This window comes from Pseudomonas sp. EA_65y_Pfl2_P74 (assembly GCF_963970575.1).
Taxonomy (GTDB): Bacteria; Pseudomonadota; Gammaproteobacteria; order Pseudomonadales; family Pseudomonadaceae; genus Aquipseudomonas; species Aquipseudomonas baetica_A.
The window spans coordinates 78,961-98,439 of the sequence record NZ_CAXAOQ010000005.1; the positions used below are offsets into that span (position 1 = coordinate 78,961).

At 60.0% G+C, this 19,479-nt stretch carries 16 protein-coding genes; 5 read left to right on the plus strand and 11 right to left on the minus strand.

Annotated elements, in window-relative coordinates; translation table 11 throughout:
• Positions 1–104: 104 nt before the first annotated feature.
• From AACY18_RS05190 to bioB, 10 genes are all read right to left on the minus strand, one after another.
• Positions 105–1,883 carry an acyl-CoA dehydrogenase C-terminal domain-containing protein gene (locus AACY18_RS05190; RefSeq protein WP_339430229.1) on the minus strand — a complete coding sequence of 593 codons (1,779 nt, stop codon included), beginning with the start codon at positions 1,881–1,883 and terminating at the stop codon, positions 105–107.
• A 213-nt stretch (positions 1,884–2,096) separates the two neighbouring features.
• On the minus strand, positions 2,097–3,893 hold the full coding sequence (locus AACY18_RS05195) for an acyl-CoA dehydrogenase C-terminal domain-containing protein (protein WP_339464448.1): 1,797 nt from the start codon (positions 3,891–3,893) through the stop codon (positions 2,097–2,099).
• A gap of 90 nt (positions 3,894–3,983) precedes the next feature.
• Positions 3,984–5,273 carry a GGDEF domain-containing protein gene (locus AACY18_RS05200; RefSeq protein WP_339430231.1) on the minus strand — a complete coding sequence of 430 codons (1,290 nt, stop codon included), beginning with the start codon at positions 5,271–5,273 and terminating at the stop codon, positions 3,984–3,986.
• A gap of 222 nt (positions 5,274–5,495) precedes the next feature.
• Positions 5,496–7,301: a phenylacyl-CoA dehydrogenase gene (locus AACY18_RS05205; protein ID WP_339430232.1), complete on the minus strand. Its 1,806-nt coding sequence runs from the start codon at positions 7,299–7,301 to the stop codon at positions 5,496–5,498.
• Between the two features lie 276 nt (positions 7,302–7,577).
• Positions 7,578–7,874, minus strand: a complete 297-nt coding sequence (locus AACY18_RS05210) for a pyrroloquinoline quinone biosynthesis protein PqqE (protein WP_221731127.1) — start codon at positions 7,872–7,874, stop codon at positions 7,578–7,580.
• A 108-nt stretch (positions 7,875–7,982) separates the two neighbouring features.
• Entirely contained in the window at positions 7,983–8,663 is a 681-nt protein-coding gene (gene bioD / locus AACY18_RS05215) for a dethiobiotin synthase (protein ID WP_339464449.1), read from the minus strand.
• Entirely contained in the window at positions 8,660–9,472 is an 813-nt protein-coding gene (gene bioC / locus AACY18_RS05220; protein ID WP_339464450.1) for a malonyl-ACP O-methyltransferase BioC, read from the minus strand. The genes bioD and bioC overlap by 4 nt, the downstream gene beginning before the upstream one ends.
• Positions 9,465–10,196 carry an alpha/beta fold hydrolase gene (locus tag AACY18_RS05225; protein WP_339464451.1) on the minus strand — a complete coding sequence of 244 codons (732 nt, stop codon included), beginning with the start codon at positions 10,194–10,196 and terminating at the stop codon, positions 9,465–9,467. Before AACY18_RS05225 ends, bioC begins: the two co-directional genes overlap by 8 nt.
• Entirely contained in the window at positions 10,189–11,367 is a 1,179-nt protein-coding gene (gene bioF, locus AACY18_RS05230; protein ID WP_339430236.1) for an 8-amino-7-oxononanoate synthase, read from the minus strand. Before bioF ends, AACY18_RS05225 begins: the two co-directional genes overlap by 8 nt.
• Before the next feature lie 158 nt (positions 11,368–11,525).
• A complete protein-coding gene (gene bioB, locus AACY18_RS05235; protein WP_339430237.1) occupies positions 11,526–12,581 on the minus strand; it encodes a biotin synthase BioB in 1,056 nt (351 codons plus the stop codon).
• Positions 12,582–12,671: 90 nt separating this feature from the next.
• On the opposite strand from bioB, the gene AACY18_RS05240 reads away from it, so the two are divergent.
• The 5 genes from AACY18_RS05240 (at position 12,672) to rarD (ending at position 18,510) form a co-directional block, all read left to right on the plus strand.
• Positions 12,672–13,406: a ComF family protein gene (locus AACY18_RS05240; protein ID WP_339464452.1), complete on the plus strand. Its 735-nt coding sequence runs from the start codon at positions 12,672–12,674 to the stop codon at positions 13,404–13,406.
• A 91-nt stretch (positions 13,407–13,497) separates the two neighbouring features.
• Positions 13,498–14,262 (plus strand): TOBE domain-containing protein, encoded by a 765-nt coding sequence (locus AACY18_RS05245; RefSeq protein WP_339430239.1) that lies wholly within the window; start codon positions 13,498–13,500, stop codon positions 14,260–14,262.
• A gap of 70 nt (positions 14,263–14,332) precedes the next feature.
• On the plus strand, positions 14,333–16,234 hold the full coding sequence (locus AACY18_RS05250; RefSeq protein ID WP_339464453.1) for a PhoX family protein: 1,902 nt from the start codon (positions 14,333–14,335) through the stop codon (positions 16,232–16,234).
• Positions 16,235–16,442: 208 nt separating this feature from the next.
• A complete protein-coding gene (locus AACY18_RS05255; RefSeq protein ID WP_339430241.1) occupies positions 16,443–17,417 on the plus strand; it encodes a serine/threonine protein kinase in 975 nt (324 codons plus the stop codon).
• A 205-nt stretch (positions 17,418–17,622) separates the two neighbouring features.
• Positions 17,623–18,510: an EamA family transporter RarD gene (rarD, locus tag AACY18_RS05260; protein WP_339430242.1), complete on the plus strand. Its 888-nt coding sequence runs from the start codon at positions 17,623–17,625 to the stop codon at positions 18,508–18,510.
• Positions 18,511–18,733: 223 nt separating this feature from the next.
• Here the strand turns inward: rarD and AACY18_RS05265 are convergent, their stop codons facing one another.
• Complete coding sequence (locus AACY18_RS05265) at positions 18,734–19,252, minus strand: glycine cleavage system protein R (RefSeq protein ID WP_339430243.1); 519 nt, start codon at positions 19,250–19,252, stop codon at positions 18,734–18,736.
• Positions 19,253–19,479 lie beyond the last annotated feature (227 nt).

Sequence of the window (19,479 nt, forward strand, 5' to 3'; positions counted from 1 at the left end):
CCTGCGCGACGTCCATGAAATGTAGATTAGCTGTGGATCCAATCTACGCCTATGGGAGAACAGCATCATGTCACGTAAGCAAATGCTTACATGACGTTACATCATCAGAATTGCGCCGCCTCCAGCAGGAACAGCGACTCGCTGCCAGCCTTTACCGACGCGCTCAACGAATGAATACGCGGCAGCAGACGGGCGAAGTAGAAGCGTGCAGTGCCGAGCTTGCTGGCATAGAAATCTTCCTGCGCTTCTTTGCCCAATGCGGCTTTGGCCATCAATGCCCACATGTAGGCGTAAGCGGTGTAGCCAAACGCTTGCAAATATTCGACTGACGCCGCGCCGATTTCGTTCGGGTTGTTTTTTGCCCGATCCAGCAGCCATGCGGTCAACTCGTCAAGGGTGTCGACAGCCTCGTTCAGCGGCTTGGTGAATTCGCCCAGATCAGCACTGGCGGTTGCGGTGAAATGGCGGATCTCGTCAGCGAACAGTTTGTAGAACGCACCGCCGCTACCGACGATCTTGCGTCCGACCAGGTCCAGCGCCTGAATGCCGTTGGTGCCTTCGTAGATTTGGGTAATGCGTACGTCACGCACCAGTTGCTCCTGGCCCCATTCACGAATGTAGCCATGACCGCCGAAAATCTGCTGGCCGTGTACGGTGGTTTCCAGGCCTAGGTCGGTGAGGAATGCCTTGGCCACCGGCGTCAGCAACGCGACCAGATCTTCCGCACGCTTGCGCGTGGTCGCGTCTTCGCTGAACTTGGCGGTGTCGAGTTGCATCGCGACGTAGGTGGAGAACGCACGCCCACCTTCGTTCGAGGCTTTCATGGTCAGCAGCATGCGACGCACGTCCGGGTGGACGATGATAGGGTCAGCGACCTTGTCTTTGTTCTGCGCGCCGGTCGGCGAACGGCTCTGCAGCCGGTCACGGGCGTATTCAACGGCGTTCTGATACGAGCGCTCGCCAGTCGCCAGACCTTGAATACCGACGCCCAGACGTTCGTAGTTCATCATGGTGAACATCGCGGCCAGGCCCTTGTTCGGCTCGCCGACCAGATACCCGACGGCTTCGTCGAAGTTCATCACACAGGTCGCGGACGCCTGAATGCCCATCTTGTGTTCGATCGAACCGCAATTGGCCGGGTTACGCGCGCCCAGGCTGCCATCGGCATTGACCATGAACTTCGGCACCAGGAACAGCGAAATGCCTTTCGGACCGGCCGGCGCGTCCGGCAGTTTGGCCAACACCAGGTGGATGATGTTTTCAGTGAGGTCGTGTTCGCCACCGGTGATGAAGATCTTGGTGCCGCTGACCTTGTAGGAACCGTCGGCCTGCGGCTCGGCCTTGGTGCGGATGATGCCCAGGTCAGTGCCGGCATGCGGCTCGGTCAGGCACATGGAACCGGCCCAGACGCCGGCGTACATGTTTGGCAGGTACGCGGCTTTCAACTCTTCGCTGGCATGGGCGTTGATCGACAGGCAAGCACCGGCGGTCAGCATCGGGTACAGACCGAAGGACAGGCTGGCGGAGTTGACCATTTCTTCGACCTGGGCCGACACGGCTTTGGGCATGCCCATGCCACCGTATTGCGGATCACCGCCAACACCGACCCAGCCGCCTTCAGCGTAAGTCTGATAGGCCTGTGGGAAACCGGCGGGCGTGGTGACGGCACCGTCGGCCCAGTGACAACCTTCTTCGTCAGCGGCGCGGCTCAGCGGCGCAATGCTTTTGCTGGTGACCTTGCCAGCCTCTTCGAGAATCGCTTCAACCGTTTCAGCATCAACGGTCTCTGCCAGTGCCGGCAACTCAGCCCAGAGTTTGGCGACTTCGAATACTTCATTGAGGACGAAGCGCATATCGCGCAGCGGCGCTTTGTAGTCAGCCATGGCAAACCTCGCAAGATCTAAACAGGTGATTCGTGGAATGGTGCTTTCGTTGAGGCTGAGTGTACCTCAACAACTTTTGCGACACATAGGGTCAACCGGTGACTGATTTGTTATTTTTAGTCACCACAAAAAAGACCGCAGCCTTCGCCAGCGACCCAGGTAAAACGCGATTACCTGGAGAAGCCGACGAAGGCGGCGATCTTTTTTTTGCGCTTAGAGCGCAAATAGCTCTGCCGGCAGTTTCATCAGACAATCGCTACCCGCCTCGACCGCCGCACGATGCGCCGCCGTGCGCGGCAATAGCCGTTTGAAATAGAACTCGCACGTTGCCAGTTTCCCCCGAAGGTAATCCGCCTCACCCTCGCCCGCGTCCAGTTGCGCCTGCGCCACCTGCGCCATGCGCAGCCATAGATAGCCGAGAATGATGTAGCCGCTGTACATCAGATAGTCCACCGAGGCGGCACCGACTTCGTCCGGGTTCTTCATCGCCGCCATGCCGACCTTCATGGTCAGGTCGCCCCACTGCTGGTTCAGCTCGTTGAGCTGAGCGACAAAACTGCCCAGTTGCGCATGCTCAGCATTCGCCGCGCAGAACCTGTGGACGATTTTAGTGAAGCCCCGCAGCAGCTTGCCCTGACTGCCAAGCACCTTGCGCCCGAGCAGATCGAGCGCCTGAATGCCGTTGGTGCCCTCGTAGATCGGCGCAATCCGGCAGTCGCGAACCAACTGCTCCATGCCCCATTCACGAATGAACCCATGCCCGCCGAACACCTGCATGCCGTGGTTGGTCACTTCCAGCCCGGTGTCAGTCATGAACGCTTTGCAGATCGGCGTGAGGAACGCCAACAGGTCTTCGGCGTCCTGACGCGCTTGGGCATCGCCGCTCAGGTGCGCGACATCGAGCATCTGCGCGGTGAAGTAGGTCAGTGCACGATTGCCTTCGTTGAAGGCTTTCATGGTCAACAGCATGCGCCGCACATCCGGGTGGACGATGATCGGGTCGGCCGCTTTGTCCGGGGCTTTGGCGCCGGTCAGTGAGCGCATCTGCAAGCGGTCATTGGCGTATTTGATCGCACCCTGGAAACTCGCCTCGCCCAGACACAGCCCCTGCATGCCGGTACCAAGCCGTGCGTGGTTCATCATGGTGAACATGCAGTTCAGGCCCTTGTTCGGCTCGCCGATCAGGAAGCCCTTGGCGCCGTCGAAGTTCAGCACGCAGGTGGCTGAAGCCTTGATGCCCATTTTGTGTTCGATCGAACCGCAGGACACGCCATTGCGCTCACCGGCCTCACCCGCAGCATCCGGCAAGAACTTCGGCACGATGAACAGCGAAATGCCCTTGGTGCCCGCCGGCGCGTCCGGCAGTTTGGCCAATACCAGATGGATGATGTTGTCGCTCATGTCGTGCTCGCCGGCAGAGATGAAAATCTTGCTGCCGGTGACCGCGTAACTGCCGTCAGCCTGGGGCACGGCACGGGTCTTGATGATGCCCAGATCAGTGCCGCAATGGGCCTCGGTCAGGCACATGGTGCCGGTCCATTGGCCGGCGGTGAGTTTGCTCAGGTAAGTGTCTTTCTGCTCGGCGGTGCCGTGGGCGTGGATCGCTGACATTGCGCCGTGGGTCAGCCCCGGGTACATGCCCCAGGACGTGTTGCTGGAGCCGACCATTTCACTGATCACCAGCCCCAACGAGCTCGGCAGGCCCTGGCCGCCATAAGTCGGATCCGCCGCCAGACCGTGCCAGCCGCCCTCGACATATTGTGCGAAGGCCTGCTTGAAGCCCGTAGGCGTTGTCACCACACCGTTGTCGAAATGGCAGCCCTCTTCGTCACCGCTGCGATTGAGCGGTGCCAGAACGTTCTCACAGAACTTCGCGCCCTCTTCAAGGATCGCGTTGATCATGTCCGGGCTGGCGTCATGCGCGCCGAGGGCGGCGTAGTTGGCGTGGAAGTCGAAGACGTGGTCGATCAGAAAGCGCATGTCGCGCAGGGGAGCTTTGTACTCGGGCATGGTGGCTTCTCCGTCAGCAGATTTCTTCAACCTACTGCCGGCTCCCCTGCCCCACAATCATTGTCCAGACGCTGAATGCGCCGTCATCACTCAACCGGCGGCAGTGTCCATGCGCACCGCGCCACGGCGGTTCTGTCCGAACGCCACCACGCAGTTACGCCCCGCGCCCTTGGCGCTGTAGAGCGCCTCGTCCGCGGACTTGAGCACTTGTTCGGGGTTGCGTTGCTCGACGCGTTCAGCGACGCCAATACTGACCGTGACCGAGACACTGGAAGCACCAGAGCCGGCGCGGCGCTGACGACCTTGCTGATCATCCTGCGGGCGGTTTTCCTGATTGCGCAGTTGAATGTTGTAGGAAGCAATCGACTCGCGGATCACCTCAAGGTGCGGCATGCACTCCTCAAGGGTTTTGCCTGCAAACACCAGGGCGAATTCCTCACCGCCATAACGATACGCCCTACCGCCACCGCTGATTTTCGACAGCTTGCTGGCGACCAGACGCAAAACCTGGTCACCAACATCGTGGCCGTGGGTGTCGTTGAATTTCTTGAAGTGGTCGACGTCGCTCATCGCCAGCACGTAATTTCGGCCAAGGCGTTGCATGCGCTCGTTGAGCGCGCGCCGGCCCGGCAGCCCGGTCAGTTCATCGCGAAAGGCCATCTGATAAGCCTCGTGCGCCACCGCCGCCGCAATCATCAACATCACCTGACTGCACATGATGTTCAGGGTGAATGGCAGGATGAAGGTTTTCGGCAGCATCCAGAACACCCCGAGCAACCCGACCAGTTGCGCCGCGTGCAGCGGACGCGGATTGCGCCAGTACTGCCAGGCCAGCAACACAAAGGCCGAGATGAACACCGGATACGACAACTGGATCAGGCTCATCCACGCGCCGTGCAGCGCCGGCCAGCGGATTTCCGAAAGCCACATCAGCAGCGCTTGTGGGTAACTTTGCTCAAGCCCCAGCGCCACGCTGCCGAAGGCCAATAACACGGCAAACCGCGCGACCATGTCCTGAAACAAATGCGTACGCTCTTGCCAGGCAGCGAACACACCGAACAACAACGGCAGCAGCAGGCAGACCAGATGGAACACCACGGCAGCGTCTTCGCGCACCTTGCCGTTGTCGCGGTAATAATCGGTCTGGGTGTCGAGCAAAAAGTAGGCGATGTACACCGTGAGCATCAGAAACAGTTCGCGCTGACGTCGGTAAACCGCGCAGTAGGCACCGCCCAGCAGCAGTACCAGAGTCGGCAAAACGTTGAACAGCGACGTGAAGAACACGTTGAGGTCTTTGACGTACGCAGCCGCCAACCCCGCGAGCAACAACAGCAGTGAAGGTAGGAAATGGCTGAGACGTACAGCGGAAGAACGCGGCAAAGGGTAGAACTCCGACCCGGCAAAAGATGGCATTGTGCCTGCATTTTGAGCAGTTGAGCACATGCGGTGTGACGCGCGTCACATCGAAGCCTCTTTAACGGCAGGAAATCGTCTTTTCTTAGCGTTTTAGTGGGGAATTTTCATCGCTTAAACAATTTTTCATCAGGCAAGAAAAAGCCGCTGCCCCGAAAGGAGCAGCGGCTGTGCAGACCGCGTTAAGGCTTAGTAGCCCAGCGCGAAATCTTCTTCTTTCATGTCCATCAGGTTGTTGGCGCCCGACAGCATGGTAGCCACGTGGGTACGGGTACGCGGCAGGATGCGCTGGAAGTAGAAGCGCGCGGTTTGCAGCTTGGCGGTGTAGAACGCTGCGTCGCCAGTGCCTTCTGCCAGCTTCTGGGCTGCCAGACGTGCCATGTCAGCCCAGAAGTAGGCCAGGCAGGCATAACCGGAGTACATCAGGTAGTCCACGGAAGCCGCGCCCACTTCTTCGCGATCTTTCATGGCGGCCATACCGACCTTCATGGTCAGTTCGCCCCACTCTTTGTTCAGTGCAGCCAGCGGTTCGACGAATTCCTTAACGGCTTCGTTGCCTTCGTTGGTCTGGCAGAACTTGTGGACGATCTTGGTGAAGCTTTTCAGGGCTTCGCCTTGAGTCATCAGCACTTTGCGGCCCAGCAGGTCGAGTGCCTGGATACCGGTGGTGCCTTCGTACAGCATCGAAATGCGGCTGTCGCGAACGTTCTGCTCCATGCCCCACTCGGCGATGAAGCCGTGGCCACCGTAGATCTGCACACCGTGGTTGGCCGATTCAAAACCGACTTCGGTCATGAACGCTTTGGCGATGGGCGTCATGAACGCCAGCAGTGCGTCGGCTTTCTTCTTCTCTTCTTCGTCCACGCCGTATTTGACGATGTCGACCTGTTTGGCGGTGAAGTACACCATCGCGCGGTTGCCTTCAGCGAAGGCCTTCATGGTCAACAGCATGCGGCGAACGTCAGGGTGCACGATGATCGGGTCAGCCGCTTTATCCGGCGCTTTCGGGCCGGTCAGGGAGCGCATTTGCAGACGATCGCGAGCGTATTTCAGGCCACCCTGGAAACCGATTTCGGCGTGGGCCAGACCTTGCAGCGCGGTACCCAGGCGAGCGGTGTTCATAAAGGTGAACATGCAGTTCAGGCCTTTGTTTGCCGGGCCGATCAGGAAACCGGTGGCGCCGTCGAAGTTCATCACGCAGGTGGCGTTACCGTGGATGCCCATCTTGTGTTCCAGCGAACCGCAGTTCACTGCGTTGCGCGCACCAAGAGTGCCGTCAGCGTTCGGCATGAACTTAGGAACGATGAACAGGGAAATGCCTTTGGTGCCGGCCGGTGCATCCGGCAGGCGGGCCAGTACGATGTGGACGATGTTGTCGGCCATGTCGTGTTCACCGGCCGAGATGAAGATCTTGGTGCCGGAAACTTTGTAGGAACCGTCGGCCTGAGGTTCAGCCTTGGTGCGCAACATGCCCAGGTCGGTGCCGCAGTGCGGTTCGGTCAGGCACATGGTGCCGGTCCACTCGCCGGAAACCAGTTTGGTCAGGTACGCCTCTTGCTGCTCAGGAGTGCCATGCTCGGAGATGGTGTTCATCGCGCCGTGCGACAGGCCTGGGTACATGCCCCACGACCAGTTGGCTTCGCCTACCATTTCGCTGACGGCCAGACCCAGCGACTCAGGCAGGCCTTGACCACCATGCTCAACGTCGTGCGCCAGGCTAGGCCAGCCGCCTTCGACGAATTGTTTGTAAGCTTCTTTGAAGCCCGTCGGGGTTTTCACACCGGACTCGCTCCAGGTGCAACCTTCGGTGTCGCCAACGCGGTTCAGCGGCGCCAGTACCTGCTCACAAAACTTGGCGCCTTCTTCGAGAATGGCGTCAACCATGTCTGGAGTTGCGTCTGCGCAAGCCGGAAGGCTCTGATAGTGCGCTTCGTAGCCGAGCAGTTCGTCACGAACGAAGCGAATATCACGCAAGGGGGCCTTGTAGTCAGGCATAGCGATAAACCTCTGCTGATGTAACCGGGAATGAACGACCGCGTAGATTTGTTGTGACGGTCAAACAGTTGTTTGAAACATACGTTTACGCCGAAATCTTGTCAAGCATCGATCTTTTGCCGTTCGTCATCGCGTCTTTCGAACGCCGGACACAGCAAACCGCCATGCGCTCGAAAGAGCCACGGGCGATAAAAAAAGATTAGTTGAGGGAGAAGGACTTACAACGAAAAACGCCGCGAACAGGCGCGGCGTCGGCAATGCATGAATGGCGAAAAATCAGGCAAAGGTGTCGATGATCGTACCGAGCATTTCATCGGAGGCCTTGGCGACTTTTGCCCCCAGCTCCACTTGAAACTTGCCTTGGGCCATCTCGACCATGTCGCTGCCCAGATCCATTTGCTGGCTGCGATCCACGCCACGCAGACGATCGACCTGTGCCTCGGAAGACTGGCTGGTAACCGAGCGCTCAATGGTGTTGTTGGCGATCTGGCTAGCGGCCTGATCGACGCGGTTTTGCCCGGTCTGAATCGTACTCAGACCCGCATAAAAAGCTGTGTTACCAGAGATTTCCATGGAAGTTCTCATCCTTGGGAAGGATCAATAGGCGCCATTGAAACAGAGACGTCAGAAAAACACCCGTCAAAAACACTAATGGCACAGTGCCTGTTCATAGCTAAAAACTTAGTCAAGCAGATCCAATTGCAAATGCTCAGCTACGGCCTCAGCACTTAAAGCCTTCAACTTCGGCACGCGCCCCAGGCACGGCGCCGGAATCCGCTCAGCCAGCGTCGCCAGGTTCTCCTCCAGCCGCGAAGTCTTGGGATCGATGATATTCGCCACCCACCCCGCCAGTTGCAGGCCATCCCGAGCAATCGCCTCAGCCGTCAGCAGCGCATGACTGATGCACCCCAACCGCACGCCCACCACCAGAATCACCGGCAGTTTCAGTGCAATGGCCAGGTCCGACAGATTGTCCTGATCCGCCAACGGCACCCGCCAGCCACCCGCGCCTTCGATCAGGGTGAAATCGGCATTCATCGCCAGAATCTCGCGCATCGGCGTAAGCAGCGATTGCACCGTCAGTGCGACACCCGCTTCGCGCGCTGCCAAATGTGGGGCAATCGCCGGTTCGAACGCCACCGGATTGACCTGTTGATAACTCAGCGGCAATGAACACTCGGCCAACAGCGCGAGCGCATCGGCGTTACGCAGCCCCTTTGGCGTCACCTCGCAACCGGAGGCGACCGGTTTGCCCGCCGCCGTGCTCAACCCTGCCGAACGCGCCGCACACAGCAACCCAGCGGCGACGGTGGTTTTGCCGACGTCGGTGTCCGTCCCGGTGATGAAATAGGCTGCGCTCATAAGGGTTTCTCCAACACGGCGTAAACCACTTGATAGGTCGCCGGCAGTCCCTGTGCCTGACGGAATTGCTCATAAGCCTCGACCAAACCAAGAATCCGCGCCCGCCCGGTCAACCCGTCCGGCCGGCCAGGATTGAGATTGTGCGCACCCAACGCCTTCAGTTCATGGGTCAGGCTGCGCACATCCGGGTAGTGCAGTACATGCGCCTGCTGCTCCAGACTTACGACGCGCAAACCACTGGCCGCACACAACTGTTCATATCGAGCGAACTCGCGGAAGCGGTTGACGTGCACCAGGCCATCAACCTGGCGCCAGCTATCGCGCAATTCGAACAACGTCCCGACACAAAGACTAGCAAACGCGAAAACACCACCCGGTTTCAGCACGCGAAAGGCTTCACTGAGCACCGCATCAAAATTCGCACACCACTGCACCGCGAGGCTGGAGAAGATCAGGTCACAGGTCGAATCCTGCAACGGTAGCCGCTCCGCATCGCCAGCGATGAAATGCTCGGCGCCGCCCAATGGACGCGCGTGATCGAGCATGCCCTCGGCGATGTCCAGTGCCAGCCCATGACTTGCGAAAAAACGCTCGGCCAAGGCGCGAGTGAAGTAGCCGGTGCCACACCCCATATCCAACCAGCGCGTCGGCCGGAAATCCACAGGTAGACGCCGCAGCAACTGTGTACCGACATCACGTTGCAACTCGGCGACACTGTCGTAGCTGGCCGCCGCGCGGGAGAAAGAGGCCGCGACCTGGCGCTTGTCAGGCAAGCCGCCGGGCAGCGCGACAAGAGACAAATCAGTCATCACCGCACTCATGTAAAAAAGCCTGGATCGCGCCCGCTACTCCGTGTGGGTCTTCCAGAAGAAACGCATGGCTGGCCTGTTCGATCAGACCAATTTCGATATCCGGCAACAGGGTGAACAACTCGCCCGCCGCCTCGGCTGGCACCAACCCGTCCTGACCGGCGAACAAATGCAACTGCGGCCCACGAAACGCCTGCAAGGCTTCACGGGTGTCCAGTTGTGCGAGTAACTCCAGCCCGGCCATCAATGTTGCAGGCGCCGTGTTCGGCGCAGCGCCGAGCATCAGCCGCGACAAGCCGCGCGGGTCTTGCGCGCCCTGGGCACACAGCAGCGAGAAACGCTTGAGGGTCAGCCGTGGGTCGGCATGGCAACCGGCGAGAAATGCATCGAAGGTTTCGCCGGGCATCGCGCTCGGCCATTGTTCGTGGGCGACAAAAGCAGGGTTGCTCGCCAGCGTCAGCAAACCGCAGCAGTGTTCGCCGCGGTGCGCTGCCAGTTCGGACGCGAGCATGCCGCCCAGCGACCAGCCACCGAGCCAGACATCTTGAGGAATGCGTTCATCGAGTTCGTCGAGCCAGTCTTGCAGATCACTGGAGTCGAGTTCCGGCAACGGTTCGATCTCGACATGCAAGTGTTCATCGAGTCCTTGCAATGCAGCAGCCAAAGGCTCCATCGGCGAAACACCGAGGCCCCAGCCGGGCATTAGAATCAGGCGATCACGCATGGCTTGGCTCCGACGACAGTTGGGCAAAGCAATCGGCCAGTCCCTCTAACAATAGCTGCACCTGCGCCTCGCTGTGGGCGGCGGTCAGGGTCACACGCAGTCGTGCGCTACCGGCGGGCACGGTCGGAGGACGAATCGCGGTGACCATCAGCCCGCGCTCACGCAGCATCTGCGACAGACGCACAGCACGGCCGGCGTCGCCAACCATGATCGGCTGGATCGGCGTAAAGCTGTCCATCAACTCCAGACCGATCTGTTCAGCGCCGTGGCGGAACTGGCGGATCAGCGCCTGCAAATGCTCGCGACGCCAGTGTTCGCTACGCAGCAACTCCAGACTTTTCAAGGTTGCGCAGGCCAGCGCCGGCGGTTGACTGGTGGTGTAGATGTACGGACGGGCGAACTGGATCAGGCTCTCGATCAACGCTTCACTGCCGGCGACAAATGCGCCAGCCGTGCCGAAGGCCTTGCCCAGGGTGCCGACCAATACCGGCACATCGTCCAGGCCCAAACCGAAATGCTCGACAATCCCGCCGCCGTTGGCGCCCAACGGGCCGAAGCCATGGGCATCGTCGACCATCAGCCACGCGCCCTTGGCCTTGGCCTCACGGGCCAGCGCTGGCAAGTCGGCAAGATCGCCATCCATGCTGAACACGCCGTCGGTGACCACCAATGTATTGCCGGTGGCTTTCTCCAGACGCTTGGCCAGACTGCCGGCGTCGTTGTGCAAATAACGATTGAACCGCGCACCGGACAACAGCCCGGCGTCCAGCAATGAGGCGTGGTTGAGTCGGTCTTCCAGCACCGTATCACCCTGCCCGACCAGCGCCGTGACCGCGCCAAGGTTGGCCATGTAGCCCGTGGTAAACAGCAGCGCACGTGGGCGCCCGGTGAGATCGGCCAAGGCCTCTTCGAGTGCATGATGTGGGCCGCTATGGCCGATCACCAGATGCGAGGCGCCCCCGCCAACGCCCCAGCGCTGGGCACCGGCGCGCCAGGCTTCGATCACTTGCGGGTGATTGGCCAGGCCCAGGTAGTCGTTGTTGCAGAACGCCAGCAATGGCTGGCCGTCGACCACCACCTCGGGCCCTTGCGGGGATTCGAGCAGCGGGCGCTGGCGATAGAGATTTTCGGCACGGCGGGCAGCAAGGCGTGCGGCGAGATCGAAAGACATGCAGGCCTCGAGTGTCAGCACAAGTTTTCTAATGTGAGAGCGGGCTTGCTCGCGAAAGCCTCGTATCAGCCAACAACGCCTTTACTGACACACCGATTTCGCGAGCAAGCCCGCTCTCACAGGGGTTTTGCATTCCTTCAAAGGAAACGGGGCAGGCTTCAAACCGCCGCGTTATAAAACTGCTCGCTGCTCTTGTGCTCAACCAACGCCTGCTCGATGGCCGCCTGATGCACTTCATCCGAATGCTCTTCGCGGGCTTCCGGCTCAATGCCCAGACGTGCGAACAACTGCATGTCCTTGTCAGCCTGCGGGTTGGCGGTGGTCAGCAATTTGTCACCGTAGAAAATCGAGTTGGCGCCCGCGAGGAATGCCAGGGCCTGCATCTGCTCGTTCATCGCTTCACGACCAGCGGACAGGCGCACGTGGGATTGCGGCATGAGAATGCGCGCCACCGCGAGCATGCGGATGAAGTCGAATGGATCGACGTCGTCGGCATTTTCCAGCGGCGTGCCAGCGACTTTGACCAGCATATTGATCGGCACCGACTCCGGATGCTCCGGCAGGTTGGCCAACTGGATCAGCAGATTGGCGCGGTCGTCGAGCGACTCGCCCATGCCGAGGATGCCGCCGGAACAGATCTTCATCCCCGACTCACGCACGTAAGCCAGGGTTTGCAGGCGCTCGCCGTAAGTACGGGTGGTGATGATGCTGCCGTAGAACTCAGGCGAGGTGTCGAGGTTGTGGTTGTAGTAGTCGAGCCCGGCCTTGGCCAGCGCTTGGGTTTGATCCTGATCGAGACGACCGAGGGTCATGCAGGTTTCCAGGCCCATGGCTTTCACACCTTCGACCATCTGCAGCACATACGGCATGTCTTTGGCCGATGGGTGTTTCCACGCCGCGCCCATACAGAAGCGGGTCGACCCGATGGCTTTGGCGCGTGCCGCCTCTTCGAGGACTTTCTGCACTTCCATCAGTTTTTCTTTTTCAAGGCCGGTGTTGTAGTGACCAGACTGCGGGCAGTACTTGCAGTCTTCCGGGCAGGCACCCGTCTTGATCGACAACAACGTCGAGACCTGCACACGGTTGGCGTTGAAATGGGCGCGGTGCACCGTCTGTGCCTGAAACAGCAGGTCGTTGAATGGCTGTACGAAGAGTGCTTTGACTTCGGCCAGTGACCAGTCGTGACGCAGGGTGGCAGTGGTGCTCGCGCTCATGGGTATTTCCTTGGTTATGCTTGGCTGGCGACTGGGAAACGGAATACCCACAGTCGCTACACGGATGTTCGGCATATTTAAGGAAGAGCCATGCGCTGTCAACCACGATACGAAGGACAAGTTTACATCTGTTTAAAAAACGTACAGACCTGTTTGCTGTGCGATGAGCCGGCAGAGGCAGAAACGCCAATGTGCATGGCCTGCGAAGCCGAATTGCCTTGGCTCATGGGCCAATGCCGGACCTGCGCTTTGCCGCTGCCTGAATCCGGCCTGACTTGCGCAGACTGCCTGCTAGAGCCGCCGGCGTTCGAACAGGTCGCTGTGCCGTGGCTTTATGGCTTTCCCGTGGACAGTCTGATTACGCGTTTTAAACACAACGCAAAATGGCCGTTTGGCCACCTGCTCGCCGACGTTCTCGGACAATACCTGCAATATCGCTTTGATGAAGATCTGCCTCGCCCCGACGTGTTGTTACCGGTGCCACTCGCCAGCAAACGTCTGCGTCAACGCGGCTTCAATCAAGCGGCGATGCTGGCGCGGTGGTTGAGCCTAAAACTGGACCTGCCTTGCGATGAGCAGGTGCTGTGCAGGATTCAAGACACCCGCGCGCAACAGGATCTGGATGCCAAGGCGCGAAAACGCAATTTGCGCAATGCTTTCGCTTTGACGCCCCAGGCGGATGTACGCGGCCGGCATCTGGCATTGATCGATGACGTGCTGACCACCGGCGCCACGGCTCAGGCGCTCGCTCGATTGTTAATGAACGCCGGCGCGGCAAGGGTTGATGTGTATTGCCTGGCGCGCACCCCGAAATCCGGATCCTGATCAGGCAACCGGCCCTGCGGGCAGGGGCTTGACTCACGCGTTGCCAGCGGCCAATTTCACCTCCCATCGCCAAAGTCAAAAGCGTCCCCCCATGTCCATGCCTTCCCTGTTGTCCCAGCACATCGTCCGACGGCCGCAGCGCATTGCCCTGCTGCAACACATCGCTGAACAGGGCTCGATCACCCGTGCCGCGAAAAGCGCAGGCTTGAGCTACAAAGCCGCGTGGGACGCCATCGATGAGCTGAACAACCTGGCGCAAAAACCCTTGGTCGAGCGTGCGGTGGGCGGTAAGGGCGGCGGCGGGGCCAAACTGTCCAGCGAAGGTGAGCGGGTGCTGCGCCTTTATCAAAAGCTGCAGGCCTTACAGGCGCAGGTGCTGGAAGCGGCGGAAGATGCCAGCGACCTCGACCTGCTCGGTCGACTGATGCTGCGCACCAGCGCGCGCAACCAGTTGCACGGCAAAGTCGTGGCGATCGCCGGCCAGGGTCGCAATGACCTGATCCGCCTGGAGTTGGCCGAAGGTCTTTGCCTCAACGCGCAGATCACCCACGACAGCACCGTGCACCTGGAGCTGCAACCGGGCACTGAAGTGGTGGCGCTGATCAAGGCAGGCTGGCTCGAATTGCTGAGCATCGAGCAACCTGCAACATCTGGTCACAATCTTCTGCGCGGCACGATTGAAGCCATTCTCGACGCTGAAGACGGCCCCAGCGAAGTGCGCATCGCCCTGCCCAACGGCCACACGCTCTGCGCCCTGGCTGAGCCGCTGCAACTTCGCACACGCGGACTGAACGTTGAGCAACCGGTGCACGTACAGTTCTCGCCGTCCAACGTGCTGATCGGCACGCCGCTGTAGGGTCGGCCTGCAACAAAAACTTCATCGCTCCCCATTAAGGTGGCTGCCAAAACCAAGCAGGGAGCCTGATGTGAGCCTATTAGAAGAAAACCAATCCACTGACCTGGAAAAAATGGTCGGCCTCAGCCGTCGCGGCTTCATCGGCGCCGGCGCGCTGTGCGGCGCGGCCATGTTTCTCGGTGGCAGCCTGTTGAGCCGCAGCGCGCTGGCCACAGGCGTCAGCGCAGGCAACAGCCGCTTGCTTGGCTTTGAAAGCATTAGCGCCGCGACCACCGACGTCATTACCCTGCCCAAAGGCTATAAGTCCTCGGTACTGATCAGTTGGGGCCAACCGCTGCACAAGAACGGCCCGGCTTTCGATCCGAGTGGCAACGGCACCGCCGCCGCGCAGGAAGTGCAGTTCGGTGACAACAACGACGGCATGAGCCTGTTCGAATTCCCGGATGACAGAAACCGCGCGTTGATGGCGATCAACAACGAATACACCAACTATCGCTACCTCTACCCGCACGGCGGCATGCCGCAATCGGCCGAAGACGTGCGCAAAGCCCTGGCCTGCGAAGGCGTGTCGGTGATTGAAGTGCAACGCAAGAACGGCCAGTGGCAATTCGTTCAAGGCTCGCGCTACAACCGCCGCATCCACGGCAACTCGCCACTGCGTATCAGCGGCCCGGCCGCGGGTCACGACCTGCTGAAAACCCGTGCCGACAAACACGGTAAAAAAGTCCTCGGCACCTTCCAGAACTGCGCCAACGGTAAAACGCCGTGGGGCACGTATCTGACGTGCGAAGAAAACTTCACCGACTGCTTCGGCAGCAGCAACGCCCAGCAGCAGTTCGACCCGGCGCAGAAGCGCTACGGTGTCTCGGCGGCCAGCCGCGAGATCAACTGGCACCCGTTTGACCCGCGTTTCGACATGGCCAAGAACCCCAACGAACTCAACCGCCATGGCTGGGTGGTCGAGATCGACCCGTTCGATCCGCAGTCGACCCCGGTCAAACGCACGGCCCTGGGCCGCTTCAAACATGAAAACGCGGCCCTGGCCGAAACCGACGACGGCCGCGCCGTGGTGTACATGGGCGATGACGAGCGTGGCGAGTTCATCTACAAATTCGTCAGCCGCGACCGCATCAACCACCGCAACGCCAAGGCCAACCGCAATATCCTCGATCACGGCACCCTGTACGTGGCGAAGTTCGATGCCGGTGACGGCAACCCGGACCATCCGAAAGGCCAGGGCCAGTGGATCGAGTTGACCCACGGCAAGAACGGCATCGACGCCAGCAGCGGTTTTGCCGATCAGGCCGAAGTGCTGATCCATGCGCGCCTCGCGGCCAGTGTGGTCGGCGCAACACGCATGGACCGTCCGGAATGGATCGTGGTCAGCCCGAAGGACGGCCAGGTTTATTGCACCCTGACCAACAACGCCAAGCGCGGCGAGGACGGGCAACCGGTGGGCGGGCCGAACCCGCGTGAGAAAAACGTCTACGGGCAGATCCTGCGCTGGCGCACCGACCGCGACGATCATGCGTCGAAGACATTCGCCTGGGATCTGTTCGTGGTCGCCGGCAACCCGGGCGTGCACGCCGGCACGCCGAAGGCTGGCTCGTCGAATATCACTCCGCAGAACATGTTCAACAGCCCGGATGGCCTGGGTTTCGACAAGGCCGGGCGGTTGTGGATTCTGACCGACGGTGACGCCAGCAACGCCGGGGACTTTGCCGGGATGGGTAACAACCAGATGCTTTGCGCTGACCCTGCGACCGGTGAAATTCGCCGGTTCATGGTCGGGCCGATTGGTTGTGAAGTGACCGGGATCAGCTTCTCGCCGGATCAGAAAACCCTGTTTGTCGGGATTCAGCATCCCGGCGAAAACGGCGGTTCGACTTTCCCCGAGCATCTGCCGAACGGCAAACCGCGCTCTTCGGTGATTGCGATTACCCGTGAAGACGGCGCAATAGTCGGCGCCTGACAAACGGCTTTCGCGAGCAAGCCCCACACACATTGGATCTGTGCCGCATTGAAGATTGCAGGTACACAGAAAATCCACTGTGGGTGGGGGCTTGCTCCCGAAGGGGCCCTTACAGGCAGCCTACCATTCAAGGCAAAACCCTCAACCCTTACAGTCTGCGTTACCATGCCGGGCCGGACGCGGCAGCCTGCTGCGCGCAGGAGTCAGCATGGCCCATCCGTTTGAAACCCTCACACCCGACCTCGTCCTCGATGCCGTTGAAAGCATCGGTTTTTTGAGCGATGCACGCATTCTGGCGCTCAACAGCTACGAGAACCGCGTCTATCAGGTCGGCATCGAAGACGGCGAACCGCTGATCGCCAAGTTCTACCGGCCGCAGCGCTGGACCAACGAAGCCATCCTCGAAGAACACAAGTTCACCTTCGAACTGGCCGACGTCGAGATCCCGGTGGTGGCGCCGCTGATCCACAACGGCGAAACCCTGCACGAACACGCCGGTTTCCGCTTCACCCTGTTCCCGCGTCGCGGTGGCCGGGCGCCGGAGCCGGGCAATCTCGATCAGTTGTATCGCCTCGGCCAGTTGCTCGGGCGCATTCATGCCGTCGGTGCGACCAAACCGTTCGAACACCGCGAAGCCCTCGGCGTACAGAACTTCGGCCATGCCTCGCTGACCACGTTGCTCGAAGGCAACTTCATTCCCAAGAGCCTGTTGCCGGCCTACGAATCGGTCGCCCGGGACCTGCTTAAACGTGTTGAAGACGTCTACGCCGCCACGCCGCACCAGAACATCCGCATGCACGGCGACTGTCACCCCGGCAACATGATGTGCCGCGACGAGATGTTCCACATCGTCGACCTCGACGATTGCCGCATGGGTCCGGCGGTGCAGGACATCTGGATGATGCTCGCCGGTGATCGCCAGGAGTGTCTGGGGCAGTTGTCGGAGCTGATGGACGGCTACAACGAATTCCACGACTTCGACCCACGCGAACTGGCGCTGATCGAGCCGCTGCGCGCCCTGCGCCTTATGCATTACAGCGCCTGGCTGGCGCGCCGCTGGGACGACCCGGCGTTTCCACGCAGCTTTCCGTGGTTCGGCACCGAGCGCTATTGGGGCGATCAGGTGCTGGCGTTGCGTGAGCAGTTGTCGGCACTCAATGAAGAACCGCTGAAACTGTTCTGATTCACCACACCCCCTGTAGAAGAGGGCTTGCTCCCGAAGACGGTCTGACATTCAACATTGATGTTGGCTGACACAGCGCCTTCGGGAGCAAGCCCCCTCCCACATTTATCCAGTGTTCACAATTTTCCGACCTTCTCGCTAAGGCATTCACCGACAAACCTCCTTACAATCCCTGCTTTGTTAGCTGCCTAAGCAAGGATTCTGCATGCAAGCCGCCAACCCGCGTCGCGGGTACATTCTGGGCCTGAGTGCCTACATCATCTGGGGCCTGTTCCCGATCTACTTCAAAGCCATCGCCGAAGTCCCGGCGGTCGAGATCATCATCCATCGCGTGCTGTGGTCGGCGCTGTTCGGCGCACTGCTGCTGATGGTGTGGAAACACCCGGGCTGGTTGCGCGAATTGCTCGATAACCCCAAGCGCTTGGCGATTCTGGCCTTGAGCGGCACGTTGATCGCCGCCAACTGGCTGACCTATGTGTGGTCGGTGAACAACGGGCGCATGCTTGAAGCGAGTCTGGGTTATTACATCAACCCGCTGGTAAACGTGCTGCTGGGGATGTTGATTCTCGGCGAACGCCTGCGGCGCATGCAGTGGGTCGCGGTGGGTCTGGCGGCGGTCGGTGTGGCGCAGCAGGTGTGGCAGGTCGGCAGTCTGCCGTGGGTGTCGCTGGTGCTGGCACTGACCTTCGGTTTCTACGGGCTGATCCGCAAGCAGGCACCGGTCAAGGCGTTGCCGGGGCTGGTGGTGGAAACCTGGATGCTGGTGCCGATTGCCGTCGCATGGCTGCTGTTCAACCCGACCGCGACCAGCGCTCAACCCGAGTTCTGGACGACGTCCGAAGCCTGGTGGCTGGTGGCGGCCGGCCCGGTGACGTTGATTCCGTTGGTGTGCTTCAACGCCGCCACCCGGCACTTGCCCTACACCACCATCGGCTTCCTGCAATACCTGGCGCCCACCCTGGTGTTGTTGCAAGCGGTGTTGCTGTTCGGTGAGCACTTGTCGTCCAGCACCTTGGTGGCGTTTATCTTCATTTGGGCCGGTCTGGCCGTCTACAGCGTCGATGCGTGGATAAGTCTGCGCCGACGCAGCTGATCAAAAAACGCACAACACTTCGCAGGCCACGGTTCTCGTGGCCTGTATCGTTCCTTCCCAAGGTTATCCACAGCGTGATCCCCGCCGTTTGTGCGCAACTCACTGAATATTGGCGATTTTTTGATCAGTATCCGCAAAACCACGGCGGACGTGGCGTTGCGGGCAGTCTCTACAGGTTATCCACAGGCAGGTGCACGTTTAAACTGGATAACCCGTGCAGCGCCTAAACCTCTGTGCGTAATACCAGTTCCACCATCAAATCATCGGCCAGGGTTTCCAGGCGCGATTGCAGCACGTCGAGCGACAGCGTCAGCGGCACCGCGAGAATCGCTTCGGCATGGAACAACGGCTCGCTGCTCATCGGTGCCGGCCGCACTTCGGTCACCAGACGTTCGAGGTTCACACCCTGCTCGCTCAGCAAGCGGGTGATGTCGCGCACAATCCCCGGGCGATCATTGCCCACCAGTTCCATGGCGATCGGTTTCCAGGTGCAGGATTGCTCGATACCACTTTCGGCAATCAACACGCGAATGCCATGCGCCGACAGTGTTTGTAGGGCATCGACTAATTCGTCGTAAGCCTCTGCCGGCACGCCGACCCGCAGAATCCCGGCAAACTGCCCGGCCATCCGCGACATGCGGCTTTCCAGCCAGTTACCCCCATGCTCGGCGATACATTGGGCGATGCGCTCTACCTGCCCGGGCTTGTCCGGGGCGAAAACAGTGAGTACGAGATGGTCCATGGCGCAGCCCTCTTGTCATGACTTTTGTTATAGAAGGGCAAGTATAGGCAAGGGATGAACAGTCGCCTCAGACGCTCGAGACAACAAATCGTGTACAAGTTTTTATATTTAGCTGGAACAATCCATTGGTTTTTTGAGAACATCCCGTTCCGCGCTGTGACCGCAATGCGTCATGGAGTCGCAGAACGACGTTATTAGTCTCATTTTCACAAGCGCAACGCATCATG

Bases quoted from the DNA above. Each gene is read 5' to 3' on its own strand.
- bioF (WP_339430236.1), bottom strand. From the start codon at position 11,367: ATGTCTTTCGATCTCGCCGCACGCCTTGCTGCCCGCCGTGCCGAAAAT.
- bioC (WP_339464450.1), bottom strand. From the start codon at position 9,472: ATGACTGATTTGTCTCTTGTCGCGCTGCCCGGCGGCTTGCCTGACAAG.
- AACY18_RS05265 (WP_339430243.1), bottom strand. From the start codon at position 19,252: ATGGACCATCTCGTACTCACTGTTTTCGCCCCGGACAAGCCCGGGCAG.
- bioD (WP_339464449.1), bottom strand. From the start codon at position 8,663: ATGAGCGCAGCCTATTTCATCACCGGGACGGACACCGACGTCGGCAAA.
- AACY18_RS05205 (WP_339430232.1), bottom strand. From the start codon at position 7,301: ATGCCTGACTACAAGGCCCCCTTGCGTGATATTCGCTTCGTTCGTGAC.
- AACY18_RS05245 (WP_339430239.1), top strand. From the start codon at position 13,498: ATGTCCATGCCTTCCCTGTTGTCCCAGCACATCGTCCGACGGCCGCAG.
- AACY18_RS05195 (WP_339464448.1), bottom strand. From the start codon at position 3,893: ATGCCCGAGTACAAAGCTCCCCTGCGCGACATGCGCTTTCTGATCGAC.
- AACY18_RS05190 (WP_339430229.1), bottom strand. From the start codon at position 1,883: ATGGCTGACTACAAAGCGCCGCTGCGCGATATGCGCTTCGTCCTCAAT.
- bioB (WP_339430237.1), bottom strand. From the start codon at position 12,581: ATGAGCGCGAGCACCACTGCCACCCTGCGTCACGACTGGTCACTGGCC.
- rarD (WP_339430242.1), top strand. From the start codon at position 17,623: ATGCAAGCCGCCAACCCGCGTCGCGGGTACATTCTGGGCCTGAGTGCC.
- AACY18_RS05255 (WP_339430241.1), top strand. From the start codon at position 16,443: ATGGCCCATCCGTTTGAAACCCTCACACCCGACCTCGTCCTCGATGCC.
- AACY18_RS05210 (WP_221731127.1), bottom strand. From the start codon at position 7,874: ATGGAAATCTCTGGTAACACAGCTTTTTATGCGGGTCTGAGTACGATT.
- AACY18_RS05225 (WP_339464451.1), bottom strand. From the start codon at position 10,196: ATGCGTGATCGCCTGATTCTAATGCCCGGCTGGGGCCTCGGTGTTTCG.
- AACY18_RS05240 (WP_339464452.1), top strand. From the start codon at position 12,672: ATGCGCTGTCAACCACGATACGAAGGACAAGTTTACATCTGTTTAAAA.